Below are 17,880 nucleotides of genomic sequence, written 5' to 3' on the forward strand. Positions count from 1 at the left end.
CCCCCGGGCACGTCCCCCGGGCAGGTCCCCCGGCCTCTTCAGGCGTTCACGTCGATCACCACCCGCCCACGGGTCTCCCCCTTCAGGATCCGGCCGCCGAGCTCCGGCAGCGCCCGCAGCGGCGCCGTCTCGGTCATGGCATCCAGCCGGTCCATCGGCAGATCGCGCACCAGCCGCTGCCAGGCTTCCTGCCGCTCCGGCATCGGGCACATCACGGAGTCGATGCCCAGCAGGTTGACGCCGCGCAGCAGGAACGGAACGACCGTGGTCGCCAGCTCGGCGCCGCCGGCCAGGCCGCAGGCCGCCACGCTGCCGCGGTACGCCATCTGCGTCAGGATGGTCGCCAGCGTGGTGCCGCCGACGGCATCGACCGCCCCGGCCCAGCGCTCGCTGTCCAGCGGCCGTTGCGGCGCCTTCGCCAGCTCCGCCCGGTCGATGATTGCGCTTGCGCCCAGGCCGCGCAGGTAGTCGTGCATCGCCGCGCGCCCGGTGGAGGCGACGACCGTGTGGCCCAGCCGCGCCAGCACGGCGGTGGCAACGCCGCCGACGCCGCCGGCGGCGCCAGTCACCAGAACCTCCCCTGCCCCCGGCGTGAGCCCACGGCGCTCGAGCTGCATGACTGCGAGCATGGCGGTGAAGCCGGCGGTGCCGATGGCCATCGCGTGCTTGCTCGTCAATCCGCCGGGCAGCTTCACCAGCATCGAGGCCTTGACCCGCGCCTTCTGGGCAAACCCGCCCCACTGCACCTCGCCGACACGCCAACCGGTCAGCACGACCGTGTCGCCGGGCCGAAAATCCGGCGAGTCCGAGCGCTCGACGGTGCCGGCGAAGTCGATGCCGCCGACATGCGGGTACTTGCGCACCAGGCGGCCGAGGCCGTTCAGGATCAGCCCGTCCTTGTAGTTCAGCGTCGAATATTCAACCGCAACGGTGACGTCGCCGGGGGGAAGCGCCGTTTCGTTCACTTGTTCGATGCGGGGCTCGACCTTGCCGTCGGCCTCGTGCAGCACAAGTGCGGTGAAATCGCTCATTGTTCTCTCCCTTGCCGCGGAACCAGCGGCGCATGCCTACGGAATAAACCGGCGGCCGTCCATGGCGGCGCAGGTCGTTCGTTCATCGTCAGGGCCGGACGTGTCGCGGCCACCCCCCATAAGCGTTAAAACAGCGGGGTCGGTGGCACGGGCGTTGCCATACCGTCCATGCCGGGCGCAGCCCCCATAGGCGTTAAAATAGCAGGATCGGAGGCACGGGCGTTGCTATACCGTCATGGTGGGCGAAGGCCCGGCGTGACGCGGTAGCAACGACCGCCGCTGTTTTAACGCGCAGGCCAGCCACCCCCCATCGCCCGTGCGCAGATGGCCGGGACACGCCTCATGCGTACCAGGATAAGCGAACTGACGGAGCAAGGGCTTCGCCCTCACCGTCATGGCCGGGCGTGTCCCGGCCATCCACCCCCCGCTGTCGAAGCGCAGATGGCCGGGACACGCCCGGCCATGACGGTGAGAGAACGACCGCGGCGCCAAACCCTTCTCCGGCCGTCGCCCTATCCTGATACGCATGGGGACACGCCCGGCCATGACGATAGGGAGACGACCCGAGCCCTGCGACCCGACCCCGGCGCCCGACCCCGGCAACAGAGAGGGCGACCCGCGCTATTTCTCCAGCACATAGGTCCCGGGCGCATCGCCCAGCGGCGGATGCTTCTTCCCGCCCATCGGCGGCAGCTTGCCCTTCTCGCCGCCGTGCTCGGCCAGCCAGCGCGCCCAGTCGGTCCACCAGCTGCCGTCGTGCACCGTGCACGACTCCCGCCACTGCTTCGCCGTCGCCGCCACCGGAGCGTCGGTGTCGTTCGCCCAGAAGGTGCCCTTGCCGCCCGGCGGATTGATGATCCCGGCGATGTGCCCGCTGGAGGCCAGCACGAACCGCACCTTGCCGCCGGTCAGGTGGGTGATGTGCCAGGCGGTGTCCCACGGCACGATGTGGTCCTTCTCCGCCCCCACGGCATAGACATCCAGCGTGATGCGCCCCAGGTCCAGCGCCTCGCCCTTGATCCGGATCTTCCCCGGCTTGACCAGGTTGTTCTCGACATAGGTGTTGCGCAGGTACCAGCTGTGCGCCGCGCGCGCCATGCGGGTGCCGTCGCTGTTCCAGTACAGCAGGTCGAACGCCGGCGGCTTCTGCCCCAGCAGGTAGTTGTTCACCACGTTCGACCAGATCAGGTCGTTCGAGCGCAGCAGGTTGAACATGTTGGACATCTCGCGGCTGTCCAGGTAGCCGCGTTCCAGCATCTGCTGCTCGACGAAGTCGATCGCGGTATCGCCCAGGAACACCGCGGTGTCGCCGACCTTGGAGAAATCCTGCAACGACACCATGAAGGTGGCGGCATTGAACCGCTTGTCGCCGCGCGCCGCCAGCCAGGCCAGGGTCATCGCCAGCAGCGTGCCGCCGATGCAGTAGCCCATGACATTCAGCGTCTGGCTGCCGGTGATCTCCCGCACCACGTCGCTCGCCGCCAGCGGGCCCTGGTCCATGTAGTCCTCGATCGTCGTGGAATCCATGGAACCGTCCGGGTTCTTCCACGAGACCATGAAAACCGTGAAGCCCTGCGAGACGAAGTAACGGACCATGCTGTTCTTCGGCTGCATGTCCATGATGTAGAACTTGTTGATCCACGGCGGGATGATCAGCAGCGGGATCTGGTGCACCGTCTCGGTTGACGGCGCGTACTGGATCAACTCGATCAGCTTGTTGCGGTACACCACCTTGCCCGGCGTCAGCGCCAGGTTGCGGCCGGGGGCGAAGGCGGTGGCGTCGACCATGCTCAGCCGCCCCTCCTTCATGTCCTGCATCAGGTTGCGCATGCCGTCGGCCAGGCTGGCGCCGCCGGTTTCCATCGCCCGGCGCAGCGCCTCGGGGTTGGACATCAGCATCAGCGTCGGGCTCATGGCGTCGACGAACTGGCGCAGGTGGAAGTGCAGCCGCAGTTCCTCGGAGTCGTCCAGGTCGCCGATGGCGCTCTGCTTCAGCAGCCAGTCGGAGGCGAGCAGGTACATCTCCTTCAGCGTGCGGAAGGCGGGATTGGTCTGCCATTCCGGCGCGGCGAAGCGCTTGTCGGCGGCGCGGGCGGCCTTGGGGTCCACGGGTTCGGCCGCCCCCAGCCAGCGCTGCGCCGCGTCCCGCCAGGCGTCGGCGGCGGCGCTGAACACGCGCGCATTCAGGTCCGCGGCGGCGGAGACCGCCTTGGCCGGATCGCTCAGGGTGCGCAGCCAGATAGTGCGCAGCGCGTGGGCGATCTCCGCCCAGTCCACTGGCACGACCTCGCGCAGCGGGTTGGTGTTCCACACCTGGTCGATGGCGCGCAGGGCGGAATTGCTCCCCATCATGTCATCGAACGGCTTCATCCCGGCGGCCAGCGGATTGGCGCCGGCGACGTCCGGCACCGTCGGCCACCAGGGCGGTATCGGCCCAGTCCAGGCCTTGCCGAGCCCCGGGCCGGACCCGGACGCGGCCTCCATCCAGGAGGTCCACAGGTCGAGCAGGGCCTCCGACCCCGGCTGGATTGCGGCAGCGCCCCGCCCGGAACGCGGATTTGCGGGGCTCGGGTTCTTGCTGTCCATGAACGCCTCCTTGCAGTTGACCGGGCGCGGCCCGGCGATCCCGACGGCTCTGTACGGCCTTACAATGTTCGGGCGAGGCTGGAAACGGCCAAACCGCGGCGGCGCCCCAGCCTGTCCAGGATAACGCGCATCCGCCCGGTTGGTCACGGGCCGCGACCGGCCGCCGATGCCTTGATCCGCCGCGGAGTCCGGCGATACTGGCCGTCCAGCCCATGACAAGGAGCCTCTGGATGACCGTATCGTTGCCGACGGCGAAACCCGAGGAAGTCGGCCTCGACCCGACGGCGCTGAAGCGCCTGTCCGGCGTGCTGAGCCAGCGCGTCGCCAGCGGCCACATCCCCGGCGCGGTGGCGCTGGTCGCCCGGCACGGCAAGATCGCCTACCATGAGAGCTTCGGCCGGCTTGACCCGGCGTCGGATCGGCCGATGGCCGCCGATGCGATCTTCCGCATCTATTCGATGACCAAGCCGCTGGTCTCGGTCGCGGTGATGATGCTGTGGGAGGAAGGGCGGCTGCTGCTGAACGATCCCATCGGCAAATACATTCCCGCATTCAACGACACCGAAGTCGGCGTGATCAGCGGCAGCATCTATGGCCGGACCCCCGCCGACGCGCCGATAACGGTGCAGGACCTGCTGCGGCACACCTCCGGCCTGACCTATGAGTTCCGCGGCGACACGCCGATCCACGAGGCGTATGTGAAGGCCCGGCTGGGGCGGCTGAAGCAGAGCAACGCCGAGCAGGCGGAGACGCTGGCGGGCCTGCCGCTGCTGCACCAGCCGGGCACGGTGTGGGAATACAGCCGCTCGACCGACGTGCTGGGCCGCCTGGTGGAGGTGATCTCCGGCCAGACTCTGGGCACCTTCCTGGCGGAGCGGATACTGGCCCCGCTCGGCATGGCCGACAGCGGCTTTTTCGTGCCGGCGGAGCACCATGCCCGCATCGCCGAACCCTTCGCCAAGGACCCGGAGGGCGGGACGGATGTTTCCCTGCTGGACATCCGCCGCCCGGCGCTGTTCGAGTCCGGCGGCGGCGGCATGGTCTCGACCGCGATGGACTACGCGCGTTTCATGGCCATGCTGCTGGGCAACGGCCGCCTGGGGCAGACGCGGATGCTCGGCCGCAAGACGGTCGAGCTGATGACGTCCGACCACCTGGGCCGCATCACCGGCTCGCCCGACCTGCTGCCGCCGGGGCACGGCTTCGGGCTGGGCTTCGCCGTCCGCACCCGGCCCGGCATGGCGCCGTTCCCGGGGTCGGTCGGCAACTACTACTGGAGCGGCATCGCTGGGACGAGCTTCTGGATCGACCCGCAGGAGCGACTGTTCGCGGTGCTGATGATCCAGGCGCCGATGCAGCGCGAGTATTACCGCGTGCTGTTCCGCGACCTGGTCTACGCCGCGGTCACCGACTGAGAGCTGGTCTACGCCGCGGTCACCGGCTGCCCCCCGGGAGCTGACCAGGGAGGGCTGACCAGGGGGGCTGACCAGGGGAGCTGGTCAGCGGTACCAGTGCCCCGGGATCCAGACCCAGCGTCCGCGCCACGCCCAATGGCCGGGCCGCCAGCGCCAGCCGTACGCGCCGGGCGGCGGCGGACGAACCTCATGCCGCGGCGGTGGCGGTGGCGGCGGCCGATAGCCCGGGCCTGGTGGCGGACCAGGGGGCGGACCGCCATGGTAAGGGGGAGGCGGGCCGGGCGGCGGGCCGCCACCCGGATACGGTGGCTGGGCCCGCAGGGCCCGCCACGGCAACACAGCGCCGGCCAGCGCCGTCAGTATCATGGTCCGCCGTTTCAGCATTCGAATTCCCAGGCTGGTGTCCGGGCGCGTCAACCGCGGGGTGCGGCATGGGTAGCATCCGGTCACACGGGTTTGGACGTTACTGGTCCGGTTGATGGCGTCAAGCCAAGGCGACAGGCCCGCGCGCAAGTCTATCGCAAGACCGGTGGGGAGGTTGAGAGCGTCGGGCGGATGGGCTGTGAAAAGCCGGACACGTGGCACTATCGTCACAGTGAGGGCCTGGGCTGGCAGTGTCTTCGTTTCAGTTGGTGAGGGATGGCGGGGTTTGGGTGCGTCCCTGGCGGGGGCGGCGTGGTTGATGGGGTATTTCTGTTCGCACAGAGAACAAGGGAGGCTGACGGAGGGCCACAGGGGTCAGGGGGACATCGCGCAGTCCGGTGCGGATGTTTGCCGTGGATTGAGGCGGATTGCAGTCGACCGCGGGCAACAGGCGGATTATACAGCAGACCGCGGGTAAACTGGGATGCAGAGGCGGCCTGTCTTCATCGCCATGGGCCGGCCTGTCCGCATACGTGCCAACATAACGGATTGGCGGCGTGGCCGTTCCCCCACCGCCATGGTCCGGCTGGTCCGGGCCAACTGTCGCGGCACACGTGCTGAAACGATTGGCCCGGACCAGCCGGGCTATGACGGTAAAGGAATGGTCCGGACCAACGGGCAAGCCTCTGATTTTGCGGTTGTTTCCAAGATTGTATGCATCCCCTGCGGACACGCCGGCCCACGCCGGTGAAGACGGGCCGCCTCCGTCCCAACCGGCCCGCGATCGACTGCAATCCGCTTCAATCCACGGCAACAACCGCACCGGACTGCGCGATGTCCCCCTGACCCCTGTGGCCCTCTGTCAGCCTCCCTTTTTCTCTGTGCGAACAGAAATACCCCATCAACCATCCTGCCGCCGCCAGCGACGCACCCACGCCCCGGCCACCCCAAGCCGCCCCCCTCCTCCAAAGCCAGCACGACCACCACCAGGAAGCAACGTCAACGACCCAATGGCAGTCCCACATCACTGCTGCCGAGCCATGAACCGATAGAAGAACACCTTGGTGACCTCCACCAGCCCAAGGTAAGCCAAAGTCGCGACGACCAGGAACACGAAGAACAGCGGCGGCGGCGTCACGAAGCCGAACCATTTCCCGATGGAAACCATGGCCAGCCCAATGGCCAGGGCGACGGCGCCCAGGTTCATCGCCGCCAGGAACAGGCGCGGCCGGCTTTGGAAGAACAGCCGCCGGGTGCGGATGCAGAACACCACCAGAGTCTGGGTGGTGATCGATTCGATGAACCAGCCGGTCTGGAACAGCGACTCGCCGGCATTGAACAGCAGCAGCAAGGCACCGAACGTGATGAAGTCGAACAGCGAACTCACCGGCCCGAACACCAGCATGAAGCGCTCGATCAGCCTGATGTCCCACTTCACCGGCCGTTCGACCGCCTCCGGATCGACCCGGTCGAACGGAATCGCGATCTCCGAAACGTTGTAGATCAGGTTGTTCAGCAGCACCTGGATCGGCAGCATCGGCAGGAACGGCAGGATCAGCGTCGCGCCCGCCATGCTGAACATGTTGCCGAAGTTCGAGCTGGCGCCCATCAGCACGTATTTCGAGACGTTCTGCACCGTCGCGCGCCCCGCCGCCACGGCCTCGCGCACCACCGACAGGTCGTGCTCCAGCAGGATCAAATCGGCCGCGGCCCGGGCGACGTCGGCGGCGCCGTCGACCGAGATCCCGACATCGGCGGCATGCAGCGCCGGCGCGTCGTTGATGCCGTCGCCCATGAAGCCGACCACCTCGCCCAGCCGTTTCAGCGCCAGAAGGACACGCTGTTTCTGCTGCGGATTGACTCGGCAGAACAGGTTGACCCGGCGCACCTGCCCGAGCAGCGCCTCGGCCGTCAGGTGCTCGATCGCCGCGCCGGTCAGCACGCCGGTGACCGGCACGCCGATCTCGGCGAACACGTGGCGGGAGACGAGTTCGTTGTCGCCGGTCAGCACCTTCACCGCCACCCCGGCCTGGGCCAGCGCCCGGATGGTGGCGCCGGCGCTGGTCTTCGGCGGATCCAGGAATACCGCGAAACCGGTGAACACCAGGTTGCTTTCATCGGCGATCATCGCGGTCCGGTGGCTGGCGTCAACCGTCCGGCTGGCGATGCCCAGCACGCGGTAGCCCTGCGCGCCGAGGCCATCGAGCGTGGCCTGGAACGCCGCCCGCGCCGCGGCGTCCAGCGGCTTCTCCACCCCGTCGGCGTCCTGGTACGCGCCCGACAGGCGCAGCAGGTCCTCGGCCGCGCCCTTGACGATCAGGCGTCGCGCGGCGCCGTGGTCCACCAGCACCGAGACGCGGCGGCGCTCGAAGTCGAACGGCACCTCGTCGACCTTGCGGAAGTCCGCCATGTCGAACGGGCGGGCGGCCAGGATCGCCTCGTCCAGCGGGCTTTTCATCCCGCTCTCGAACCGGCTGTTGACATAGGCGCAGGCGAAGGCGTGCGGGCTGTCGGCGCCGTGGCCGTCGACGGCGCGCACCAACCGGATCGCGGCCTCGGTCAGCGTGCCGGTCTTGTCGGTGCACAGCACGGTCATGGCGCCCAGGTCGTGGATCGCCGCCAGGCGCTTCACGATGACCTTCCGCCTGGCCATCTGCATGGCGGAGCGGGCCAGCGTGACGGTCACGATCATCGGCAACAGCTCCGGCGTCAGGCCGACGGCGAGCGCCACGGCGAACATCAGCGATTGCAGCATCGGCCGGTGGAACACGATGTTCACGATCACCACGAACAGCACCATCAGCACGGTGAAGCGCATGATCAGGATGCCGAAGCGGCGTATGCCGACGGTGAAGGCGGTGGCCGGCGGCTTCTCGGCCAGGCTGGTGGCCAGCTGGCCCAGCGCGGTGCGCTTGCCGGTGCGGCAGACCAGGGCCGTCGCCGTGCCGCTGATCACCGAGGTGCCGGCGAACACGGCATTCGACGCGCCGGCCGGATTGTCGGCGCCGGCGGCGTGGTTTCCGGCCTGCTTCTCCACCGGGTAGGGCTCGCCGGTCAGCAGTGCCTGGTTGATATACAGGTCGCGGCTTTCCAGCAGCCGCGAGTCGGCGGGGATGAGATCGCCGGCGATCAGCTCGACGATGTCGCCCGGCACCAGGTCGTGCAGCGGCACCGACACCACCTGCCCGTCGCGCCGCGTGCTGGCCTGCACCGCCACCGACTGCCGCAACGCCTCGACCGCGTTCTGCGCCCGCACCTCCTGGACGAAGTCGAAGATGATGCTGACCATGATGATGCAGAAGATGACGACGAAGCTGGCGACGTCGCCGGTGGCGGCGGAGACGGCGCTGGCGATCAGCAGGATCAGGATCAGCGGATTGCCGAAGCGGGCGAGGAACTGCAGCCACAGCGGGTTGCGCTTCACCGTCGCGGCGTCGTTGGGCCCGAACGCCGCCAGCCGGGCCTGCACCTCGTTGCTGTCCAGCCCGCCGGGGTGGGTCCGCAGCCTTGCCAGCAGGCTGTCGGTGGGGTCCTGCCAGATCTGCTCGGGTTCCGGTTCGGCCGCTGTTGCCGCCGGCGCGGGAGGCGGCAGGTTACCGAGGTCATCCGTCACGGATGTGGCCAGCCGGCGGCGCCGCCACTGCGATGGCGGAAAATGGCGGCGGTCGTTCTCTCCCGGTGATGGCCGCACGTCTCCCCATCGCTATCAGGATGAGGCGACGGTTGGAGAAGGATTTGGCGCTTGGTCCGTTGCCTCACCGTCATGGCCGGGCGTCTGCCGGCCATCTGCGCTGCGACGGCGGGGGGTGGATGGCCGGGACTGCCGCCCGGCCATGACGGTGAGGGAAGAAGCCCTTGCTCCGCCAGTCCGCTTACCCTGACACGCATGGGGACACGCCCGGCCATGACGGTGAGGGACCGGCAAACAAAAAGCCCCTCTTGCGAGGGGCTTTGCTGTCATGCGTCCGGGCGGTCTCAGGCATGCACCGCTGACGGCACCCGGCCCGCGGGAATGCCCTCAGGGTCCAGGCGATAGCCGCCACCTTCGGTGACCAGCAGGCGGGCGTTGGCCGGATCGGGCTCGATCTTCTGGCGCAGGCGGTAGATGTGCGTCTCCAGCGTGTGGGTGGTGACGGCGGCGTTGTAGCCCCAGACCTCGTTCAGCAGCACCTGCCGGGCGACCGAGCGGGTGCCGGCGCGATACAGGAACTTGAGGATCGCCGCCTCCTTCTCGGTCAGGCGGATACGGCGGTTCTTGGCGGGTTCCTGCAGCAGCTTGGCCGCCGGGCGGAAGGTATAGGGGCCGATGGTGAAGACCGCATCCTCACTGTTTTCGAAGATCCGCAGCTGCGCCCGCAGCCTTGCGAGCAGTACCGCGAGCTTGAACGGCTTGGCAATGTAGTCGTTGGCGCCGCAGTCCAGGCCGCGGACCACGTCGTTCTCACTGTCCAGCCCGGTCAGCATGATGATCGGCATGCGCTGGCCCTGCTTGCGCAGCTTGGAGCAGACGTCGCGCCCGTCGCCGTCCGGCAGGCCGACGTCGAGGATGATGGCGTCGAAGCGGGCATCCTTGGACGCCAGCCGGGCCTCCGCCTCCTGCACCGAGGCGGCCTCCGTGGCGATGAACTCGCCGTCCACTGCGAGCTGGTCAACCAGCGTCTCACGCAGAGCGTCATCGTCATCAACGATCAGGACCGGGCGTTCTGCCGACATAGGCTGTTCCTCTCGTCAGTTTCGAACGTCGCTGGACCGATGCCAGCGTTCTGATTCAGCTTGGTAAGATTGATTACCATATATGTTCCCGAATTGGGACGAAATCGCTTAACCCACCGCCCGGGAAGCCCCGGCAATCACAACATTGCGCGCATGCGACGGAGCCGCTAACTCCGGTGCCTGCCCCGTTCGCCTTGCAGCGCTATATAGGAGCCGACAGTCTGTAATCATCGGTCGTGGAGCGCTTTTTTGTCTGAAGGTCAATAGTGACGATATTAAGCTCGCGATGTTGCGAAAGCTTGCCAACCTCTTATCAGATCGGGTGATGCCATGCAGCCACCGACATTAGATGCAAAGTGAATTGGCCATGCCAGCCGAACAAGCCCGTCTCGAACAAGCCCGCCTGCGGCTGCGGCAGATCCATCGCGCCGCCTCCGACCTGCGGCGCGGCGTGCCGGTGGTGCTCGACGGTCCGGCGCCGCTGCTGCTGCTGGCGGCCGAAACCGCCGGCGCCGAGGGCCTGGCGGAGCTCGAGGCGATCGCCGGCGAGGAGCTGGTGCTGATCCTTGCCACCGCCCGGGCGGCGGCGATTCTGCGCAAGCCGATGCCGGCGCAGGCCGAGGCGGTGGCCGTCTCGCTGCCGCCGTTCCTGAGAAATATTCCGACATTCCAAAGCCTTGTGGACCCAACCGCGAAGCAGCCGGCGGTCCGCGACCTGGTCGAGGTCAGCGTCGACGCCCAGGCCGGCGCCGCCGCGCTCGCGCTCGCCAAGATCGCCCGGCTGCTGCCGGCGGTGCTGGCCGTGCCGCTGCCGCAGCCGCCGGACGGCCTGGCGGGCCACGATCTGCTGCACGTGCCGGCCGTCGAGGTGCTGACCTACAACACCCACGAGATCGCCGGCCTGCGGCAGATCGTGGCCGCGCAGGTGCCGCTGACCGACGCGCCCGACAGCCAGGTGGTCGCTTTCCGGACGGACGCGACGGCGGCCGAACATCTCGCAATTGTGATCGGAAATCCGCTCGCGCATCCGGCGCCGCTGGTGCGGGTGCATTCGGAATGTTTCACCGGCGACCTGCTGGGCAGCATGCGCTGCGACTGCGGTGAACAACTGCGCGGGGCGATTCGCCGCATGGCGGAGGACGGCGCCGGCGTGCTGCTGTACCTGGCGCAGGAGGGCCGCGGCATCGGCCTGATCAACAAGCTGCGCGCCTACCAGCTGCAGGACCGCGGGCTGGACACGATGGACGCCAACCGGGTGCTGGGCTGGGGCGCGGACGAGCGGAACTTCCTCGTCGGCGCGGCGGTCCTGCAGATCCTGGGCATCAAGCGGGTGCGCCTGCTGACCAACAATCCCGACAAGCTGGACGGCATGGCCGCCTGCGGCATCGAGGTCGCCGGGCGGGTGCCGCATCTGTTTGCCCCGAACGGCGTTAACGACGAGTATCTGGCCACCAAGGCGTCCCGATTTGGCCACATGCTGGACTAGCCGCCGGTCTTGCGTGCCGGACGACGACGCTATGGCGCCGGCGACCCTGGCCGGGACCGCCTGAGTCTGGACCGCTCCTGGGCGCGAGACTAAAGCCTGAATTCCTTTCTGATTGAGAAGCCCATGACTCCTTCCGACATCGACCGCCTGCAAACCTATCTGCGTAAGCTGTTCGGCAGCGAGCGAATCCGGGTGGTGCAGCCGCCGCGCAGGGGTGCCACCATCGAACTGGCGGTCAATGACGAGACGATCGGCACCGTCCACAAGGACGTGGAGGAAGGGGAAACCTCCTATTCCATCCATCTGACGGTCCTGGAGGAGGATCTGCCGGCGCCGCGCCCGGTGGCGAAGCCGGCCACGGGCACGGCCGGGCGGCGCTGACGCCGGATACCGGACGGCCTGGCGATTGACCGTTGCGCACCGGCGCTCCAGCATCATGGCCGTTGCCTCTCCGTCATGGCCGGGCGTGTCCCGGCCATCTGTGCTTCGACGGTGGGGGGGTGGATGGCCGGGACACGCCCGGCCACGACGGAAGGGCGACGGCCACTCCCGCCGCCGGTTGGCAGAAGTCATTGCGTCTTGCCGGCCCAGCGGCTAGGGTCCGGTGCGCGGCGCGGGTGTAGCTCAATGGTAGAGTCCCAGCCTTCCAAGCTGGCTGTGCGGGTTCGATTCCCGTCACCCGCTCCAAAAATTTCCCTGTCCCCCATTTGACACATCCGCCGAACCGGTCGCATCTTCCCGGATTACCGAGGGGAGTCCCACCGACGGGGCTGAGATATCGCGGCAAGCCGGCGAAACCGGCGGTGCGATGACCCTTGAACCTGAACCGGGTCATGCCGGCGGAGGGACGGGTCTCCATCACGTCGGACCTGTTTCCGTCATCCGCATCGCCCACAACGCCCCTCACGGGGCCGCCCACCAGGGCTAAGGAGAGGTCCATGACGGTCCAGTCCAAATCCAACATCCGCCCCAGTTCGGTGACGACCGGACCGATTGCCGGCTCCCGCAGGATCTACAGCAGCCCGGAGGGACGGCCGGACATCCGCGTGCCGTTCCGCGAGATCGCGCTCGACCCGTCCGCCGGGGAAGAGCCGTACCGGGCGTATGACTGCTCGGGCGTGTACACCGACCCCTCGGTGACGATCGACCTGGAAGCCGGACTGCCGCCGATTCGCCGGGAGTGGATCGCGAAGCGCGGCTTCGACCGCCTGCAGCCGCGTGCCGTGCGGCCCGAGGACAACGGCAACATCGGCGACGACAAGCTGGTGCCCGCCTGCCCGGCGGATCATCCGGTGTATGGCGGCCGTCCCGGGCAGCTGGTGACGCAGTATGAGTTCGCCCGTGCCGGCATCATCACCGACGAGATGATCTACGTCGCCCACCGCGAGAACATGGGCCGCGCGGCGATGATCGCCGGCGCCGAGGCGCGCATCGCCGACGGCGAGAGCTTCGGCGCCGAGATCCCCGCCTTCATCACCCCGGAATTCGTCCGCGACGAGATCGCCCGCGGCCGCGCCATCATCCCCGCCAACATCAACCACCCGGAGCTGGAGCCGGTCATCATCGGCCGCAACTTCCTGGTGAAGATCAACGCCAATATCGGCAACTCGGCAGTGACCTCGGGCGTGGCCGAGGAGGTAGAGAAGCTGGTCTGGGCGATCCGCTGGGGCAGCGATACGGTGATGGACCTGTCCACCGGCCGCAACATCCACAACATCCGCGGCTGGATCATGCGCAACTCGCCGGTGCCCATCGGCACGGTGCCGATCTACCAGGCGCTGGAGAAGGTGGATGGGGACCCGACGAAGCTGGACTGGGAGGTGTTCAAGGACACCCTGATCGAGCAGGCCGAGCAGGGCGTCGATTACTTCACCATCCATGCCGGCGTGCGGCTGCGCTACGTGCCGCTGACGGCGAAGCGCGTCACCGGCATCGTCTCGCGCGGCGGCTCGATCATGGCGAAGTGGTGCCTGTCGCGGCACAAGGAAAGCTTCCTGTACGAGCGCTTCGACGAGATCTGCGACATCATGCGCAAGTACGACGTGTCGTTCTCGCTGGGTGACGGCCTGCGCCCGGGGTCGAACGCCGACGCCAACGACGCGGCGCAGTTCGGCGAGCTGGAGACGCTGGGCGAGCTGACGAAGATCGCCTGGGACAAGGGCTGCCAGGTGATGATCGAAGGCCCCGGCCACGTGCCGATGCACAAGATCAAGGTCAACATGGAGAAGCAGCTGCGGGAGTGCGGCGAGGCGCCGTTCTATACGCTCGGGCCGCTGACCACCGACATCGCGCCGGGCTACGACCACATCACCTCGGCCATCGGCGCGGCGATGATCGGCTGGTACGGCACGGCGATGCTGTGCTACGTGACGCCGAAGGAGCACCTGGGGCTGCCGGACCGGGACGACGTGAAGACGGGCGTCATTACGTATCGCATCGCGGCGCACGCGGCGGACCTGGCGAAAGGGCATCCGGCGGCGAAGCTGCGGGACGACGCGATCAGCCGGGCGCGGTTCGAGTTCCGCTGGGAGGATCAGTTCAACCTCTCGCTCGATCCCGACACGGCGCGGCAGTTCCACGACGAGACGCTGCCGAAGGAGGCGCACAAGGTGGCGCATTTCTGCTCGATGTGCGGGCCGAAGTTCTGCTCGATGCAGATCACGCAGGATCTGCGGGTGGAGGCGGAGCGGATGGCGGGCATGGAAGCGAAGAGTGCCGAGTTTGAGCAGGGAGGGAAGCAGATCTACCTGCCGCAGCAGGCGGCGGAGTAGGTCAGTGGCGTAGTTCGGGGCGCGGTCCGTTTCTTTCCCGTCATGGCCGGGACACGCCCCATAGGCGCTACAGCAGACCGCAGGTCGGTTGGGACACTGAGGCCCCCTGTCCTCATCGTCATGGCCCGGCTTGTCCGGGCCACCTGTTCCAGCACATGTGCCGCGATAGGTGGCCCGGACGAGCCGGGCCATGACGATGAGGGAGCGCCGTCGCCCGGTCTCAATCGACCTGCGGTCTGCTGTAACTTAGGCGACGGGACGCGGCGCACTGTCCCGTCGTCATGGCGGCCGCTGGGCCGCCATCCACGCCTTGCGGTGCTGGTATCGGCAAAAGGCGTGGATGGTGGGCCTGCGCCCACCATGACGGGGTAGCAACGGCCGTGCTCCTGGCCGCCCAAGTTAGCGCGTATGGGGACACGCCCGGCCATGACGGTGAGGGGGAAGCCCTATCCTGACACGCCCGGCCGTGACGGTGAGCGATCGGCCGCGGCGTTGCCGTCGGCAGTGCCAGGCCGGCCAGCAGGAGCCAACGGATTGCCGTAGGGCGCCGCCGTGCCGGATGCGAGCGTCGTCGATGCCTCGAGCAGCAGATCGATGCGCGCCTTCTCCATGGCCCGCTCCGCCGGCGGCAGCCTGGCCAGATCGGCGGTGAACTCCGCCGCCAGGTCCGCCATCGCCTCGGCCCAGATGGTGTTCCACAGCGCTTGCGTATCCTTCGGCTGACCCTGCCGGGCAGGCGTGGCTTGCGGCGTCATCTGCGGCGTGGGCGACGGCCGCACGGGCGCGTCCGGCATCGGCGCGGGCGATTGTGCGGGCCGGCCCTGGGGTGCGGCGCCGGCGGGGCGCGGCGTGTCCGGCACTGGCGCGGCCTGCGCACGGGCCTTGGCGGCACGGACGAGTTCCCGGGTTTTGGCGACGGACGCGGCCACGGCATCCACGTCCACGGGCTGTGCCCTGGCGGCCCGTTGCTCGAGCGCCAGCGCCTGGCGATTCCGCTCGGCGGCACGGTCGAGGCTGTTGGCGTTGCTGCGCAGGCGCAGGGCCAGCGCCGGCGGAATGTCGTCTTCCATCGACTGGCTGAGGGAACTCAGGGCGGCGAGTTCATAGGCGATGATCCTGGCGGCGGTGATCATTCCGCGGTGGCCGAGGATGCCGAACTCGTCCAGCGTCTCGGCCGCGGCAGTCCGGGCGAGGTCCACGTCGCCGTCGCAGGCCCACAGGAACATCGGGGCCAGGAAGGTGACGATGATGGTCTTCAGCCAATCGGACTGGCGGCGAGAGCGGGTGGCGGGCGAGGACGTCTCGGACATGCCGGATACTCCGAATTTTGCCGCCCTCTACCACAGGGTTTCGAACAAATCAAGAACAAATATTGCCATACGATACCGATTTGCTTTGCCGCCGCCGCTGTTTGTTGAAGTCCCGCGATGGATCGGCCTGTGTAGCCGCACCCGGCAGGCCTATCTCCAGCGGCTTGGTCCACGGCTGGTTCCGGCCGGCGAATCCGCACCCGTGGACCGCGCTGCGGACGACCTCCGCAATGCATGCCCTGTTCCGGCGGAGCCAGCCGGATGTGCTCGCATGGCTATCATCTGCTCTGCGTTGCCGCTTGTTCCGCAGAATGATCAGCCTCGCTGCATCCCGGCCCGAGCGCTGCCGGCCGGTTTGTGCCGCGCTGAGAGCGCCGGATTCTGGAAACACCGATGCACACGGATATTCTGTCTGCGGCTCCAGCGGCTCTGTGTGATCGCGCAGGCGGTCCGGCCAGCGGTGACTGCAGCCCGCGCTGCGGCGATCATTTCAGCCTCATGGGCAAGACGCTGCGCCTTCTCCTCCGCATCTTCCTCGTGAGGCGACAGGGAACCCGCGTCAGTCATGGAGCCTGTGAGCGCATGGGCAACATGAGGGTTTCGCACATGATCGCCAATGCGCCGCATGCCAGCGACAGGCGACGATCCGCGGGGCAAAATATCAGCGAACGGCAACCGCGCGCCGAGCGAACCGCGCTTTGAGGGAGTTGCGCATCAGATCGCCACGGTCCGGGCGCCGCCTGCCGCGCTCCACACCAGCCGAGACGACCGGTGGTGTGCATGGCAGATCGCCACCGCCAGCGCGTCGGCGGCGTCGGCGCGGCGGAGCGTGGCGCCCGGCAGCAGGCGGCGCACCATCATCGCCACCTGCTCCTTCTCCGCCCCGCCGGTGCCGACCACGGCCATCTTCACGGTCTTGGCGGCGTATTCGGTCACCGGGACGCCGACGAGCGCCGGAGTCAGCAGCGCCACCCCGCGGGCGTAGCCCAGCTTCAGGGTCGCGGTGCCGTTGCGGTTGACATAGGTTTCCTCGACCGCGGCCTCGGCCGGGCGATGCAGCGCCAGCAGCGCCATCAGGGCGTCGTGCAGCAGCTTCAGCCGCTCGGGGACGGAGGCGTCGCTGTCGGTGGCGATGACGCCGTCGGCGACGTGGGCCAGGCGGTTGCCGTCGGCCTCGATCAGGCCCCAGCCCGTGAAGCGCAGTCCCGGATCGATGCCGAGCAGCCTGACCATCGCCGATTCGCATCCCCGCCGTGCGTATCCTGCTTATACGCCGGGACGGGGCGAAGCTACCAACGCATGCCGCTACGCCGACAGTTTCTGCATCACCGCCTCGGGGATGTCGAAGTTGGCATAGACGTTCTGCACGTCGTCGTTCTCGTCCAGCGCGTCCAGCAGCTTCAGCAGGCCGGCGGCGCGGTCCTCGTCCAATGTCACCAGGGTGGTCGGCCGCCATTCCAGCTTCGCGCTCTCGGGCGCGCCGAAGCGGGCTTCCAGGGCGTCGCGGACGGTGAAGAAGTCCTCGATCGGGCAGGTGACCTCGTGCGTCTCGTCGTCGCTTTCGGCGTTCTCGGCGCCGGCCTCGATGGCGGCTTCCAGCATGGCGTCGGCGGTGGCGACGGCGGCCGGATAGCGGATTACGCCCAGGCGGTTGAACATGAAGCTGACCGAGTTGGTCTCGCCCAGCGCCCCGCCGTGCTTGGAGAAGGCGGAGCGGACGTCGGAGGCGGTGCGGTTGCGGTTGTCGGTCAGTGCCTCGACGATTACCGCGACGCCGGCGGGGCCGTAGCCCTCGTAGCGGACCTCGGCGTAGTCGTCGCCCGCGCCGGCGCCGGTGGCCTTCTTGATGGCGCGGTCCACCGTGTCCTTCGGCATGTTGGCCTGGCGCGCGGCGGTGACCGCGGCGCGCAGCCGCGGGTTGGAGGCCGGGTCGGGCAGGCCGTGCCGGGCGGCGACGGTGATTTCGCGGATCAGGCGCGCGAACTGGCGGGCGCGACGGGCGTCCTGCGCGCCCTTGCGGTGCATGATGTTCTTGAACTGGGAATGGCCGGCCATAGGTCGTTGATCAATTCCAGGGTTGGCGTTGGGCCTTAGATACTATGCAACGCGCTGGTGGCAAACGCGGCTTGTGAGGGTGGACTTTGGGGCCGGGCGGTTCGTAGGCATGGGCGGTGGGCTGGCTGGGGCTTTCCGTGCCGGTTGGGA

The 17,880-nt window shown here is 68.2% G+C and carries 12 protein-coding genes, 1 tRNA gene and 1 riboswitch; of the genes, 6 read left to right on the forward strand and 7 right to left on the reverse strand.

Going from position 1 to position 17,880, the window contains the following annotated elements; all coding sequences use genetic code 11:
- Positions 1-38 precede the first annotated feature (38 nt).
- Both CCS01_RS18475 and CCS01_RS18480 read right to left on the reverse strand, forming a co-directional pair.
- Entirely contained in the window at positions 39-1,031 is a 993-nt protein-coding gene (locus tag CCS01_RS18475; RefSeq protein WP_104520246.1) for an MDR family oxidoreductase, read from the reverse strand.
- Between the two features lie 621 nt (positions 1,032-1,652).
- Positions 1,653-3,617 (reverse strand): PHA/PHB synthase family protein, encoded by a 1,965-nt coding sequence (locus CCS01_RS18480; protein WP_204848345.1) that lies wholly within the window; start codon positions 3,615-3,617, stop codon positions 1,653-1,655.
- Positions 3,618-3,847: 230 nt separating this feature from the next.
- Here CCS01_RS18480 and CCS01_RS18485 point away from each other — a divergent pair, with 230 nt between their 5' ends.
- Positions 3,848-5,032, forward strand: a complete 1,185-nt coding sequence (locus CCS01_RS18485) for a serine hydrolase domain-containing protein (protein WP_104520247.1) — start codon at positions 3,848-3,850, stop codon at positions 5,030-5,032.
- Positions 5,033-6,419: 1,387 nt separating this feature from the next.
- On the opposite strand, the gene mgtA is transcribed toward CCS01_RS18485, so the two are convergent.
- On the reverse strand, positions 6,420-9,008 hold the full coding sequence (gene mgtA, locus CCS01_RS18495; RefSeq protein ID WP_239992229.1) for a magnesium-translocating P-type ATPase: 2,589 nt from the start codon (positions 9,006-9,008) through the stop codon (positions 6,420-6,422).
- 362 nt (positions 9,009-9,370) lie between these two features.
- A complete protein-coding gene (locus CCS01_RS18500) occupies positions 9,371-10,108 on the reverse strand; it encodes a response regulator transcription factor (RefSeq protein WP_104520249.1) in 738 nt (245 codons plus the stop codon).
- A 367-nt stretch (positions 10,109-10,475) separates the two neighbouring features.
- Here CCS01_RS18500 and ribA point away from each other — a divergent pair, with 367 nt between their 5' ends.
- From ribA to thiC, 4 genes are all read left to right on the forward strand, one after another.
- Complete coding sequence (gene ribA, locus CCS01_RS18505) at positions 10,476-11,594, forward strand: GTP cyclohydrolase II (RefSeq protein ID WP_104520250.1); 1,119 nt, start codon at positions 10,476-10,478, stop codon at positions 11,592-11,594.
- 123 nt (positions 11,595-11,717) lie between these two features.
- Complete coding sequence (locus tag CCS01_RS18510; protein WP_104520251.1) at positions 11,718-11,975, forward strand: DUF3126 family protein; 258 nt, start codon at positions 11,718-11,720, stop codon at positions 11,973-11,975.
- Between the two features lie 232 nt (positions 11,976-12,207).
- A tRNA-Gly gene (locus CCS01_RS18515) sits at positions 12,208-12,281 on the forward strand.
- Positions 12,282-12,333: 52 nt separating this feature from the next.
- A riboswitch (TPP riboswitch) is annotated at positions 12,334-12,459 on the forward strand.
- A gap of 73 nt (positions 12,460-12,532) precedes the next feature.
- Complete coding sequence (gene thiC / locus CCS01_RS18520; protein ID WP_104520252.1) at positions 12,533-14,365, forward strand: phosphomethylpyrimidine synthase ThiC; 1,833 nt, start codon at positions 12,533-12,535, stop codon at positions 14,363-14,365.
- Positions 14,366-14,811: 446 nt separating this feature from the next.
- Here the strand turns inward: thiC and CCS01_RS18525 are convergent, their stop codons facing one another.
- Positions 14,812-15,675, reverse strand: a complete 864-nt coding sequence (locus CCS01_RS18525; RefSeq protein WP_104520253.1) for a hypothetical protein — start codon at positions 15,673-15,675, stop codon at positions 14,812-14,814.
- 393 nt (positions 15,676-16,068) lie between these two features.
- On the opposite strand from CCS01_RS18525, the gene CCS01_RS32985 reads away from it, so the two are divergent.
- Positions 16,069-16,377 (forward strand): hypothetical protein, encoded by a 309-nt coding sequence (locus tag CCS01_RS32985; RefSeq protein WP_146101836.1) that lies wholly within the window; start codon positions 16,069-16,071, stop codon positions 16,375-16,377.
- A 12-nt stretch (positions 16,378-16,389) separates the two neighbouring features.
- Here the strand turns inward: CCS01_RS32985 and ruvC are convergent, their stop codons facing one another.
- Positions 16,390-16,908, reverse strand: coding sequence for a crossover junction endodeoxyribonuclease RuvC (gene ruvC, locus CCS01_RS18530; RefSeq protein WP_104520254.1), 519 nt, complete (start codon positions 16,906-16,908; stop codon positions 16,390-16,392).
- Positions 16,909-16,980: 72 nt separating this feature from the next.
- Positions 16,981-17,730 carry a YebC/PmpR family DNA-binding transcriptional regulator gene (locus CCS01_RS18535; RefSeq protein ID WP_104520255.1) on the reverse strand — a complete coding sequence of 250 codons (750 nt, stop codon included), beginning with the start codon at positions 17,728-17,730 and terminating at the stop codon, positions 16,981-16,983.
- Positions 17,731-17,880 lie beyond the last annotated feature (150 nt).

It is taken from the genome of Rhodopila globiformis (assembly GCF_002937115.1).
GTDB lineage: Bacteria > Pseudomonadota > Alphaproteobacteria > Acetobacterales > Acetobacteraceae > Rhodopila > Rhodopila globiformis.